Source organism: Streptomyces sporangiiformans, from assembly GCF_005768555.2.
GTDB classification, from domain to species: domain Bacteria; phylum Actinomycetota; class Actinomycetes; order Streptomycetales; family Streptomycetaceae; genus Streptomyces; species Streptomyces sporangiiformans.
Genome location: NZ_VCHX02000210.1, coordinates 1 through 778 on the forward strand (window position 1 = coordinate 1; position 778 = coordinate 778).

The 778-nt window shown below is 70.2% G+C and carries 1 protein-coding gene; it reads left to right on the plus strand.

All coding sequences use genetic code 11. From position 1 onward, the window contains the following. A partial coding sequence (locus FGD71_RS34925; RefSeq protein ID WP_119104588.1) for an L-serine ammonia-lyase occupies positions 1–778 on the plus strand: 778 nt, incomplete at both ends.

Consider the following 778-nt stretch of genomic DNA (forward strand, 5'->3'; position numbering starts at 1 on the left):
AAGACGTACTACTCGGTGGGCGGCGGCTTCGTCGTGGACGAGGAGGCGGTCGGCGCGGACCGGATCAAGCTCGACGACACCGTGCTGAAGCACCCGTTCCGTACCGGCGACGAGTTGCTGCGCCTGACACGGGAGACAGGCCTGTCCATCTCCGCGCTCATGCTGGAGAACGAGCGGTCCTGGCGCACCGAGGAGGAGATCCGCGAGGGTCTGCTGGGGATCTGGCGTGTGATGCAGGCGTGCGTCTCGCGCGGCATGTCCCGCGAGGGCATCCTGCCCGGCGGTCTGAAGGTGCGGCGCAGGGCGGCCGTCTCGGCACGCCAACTCCGCTCCGAGGGCGAACCGTTGGCCCGCGCCATGGAGTGGATCACTCTCTACGCGATGGCGGTGAACGAGGAGAACGCGGCGGGCGGCCGGGTGGTGACCGCCCCCACCAACGGAGCCGCGGGCATCATCCCCGCGGTGCTCCACTACTACATCAACTTCGTGCCGGGCGCCGACGAGGACGGAGTGGTCCGCTTCCTGCTCGCCGCCGGCGCCATCGGCATGCTCTTCAAGGAGAACGCGTCCATCTCCGGCGCCGAGGTCGGCTGCCAGGGCGAGGTCGGCTCGGCCTGCTCCATGGCGGCCGGTGCGCTCGCCGAGGTCCTCGGCGGCAGCCCCGAACAGGTCGAGAACGCCGCGGAGATCGGCATGGAACACAACCTCGGCCTGACCTGCGACCCCGTCGGCGGCCTCGTCCAGATCCCGTGCATCGAACGCAACGGCATGGCCGCCG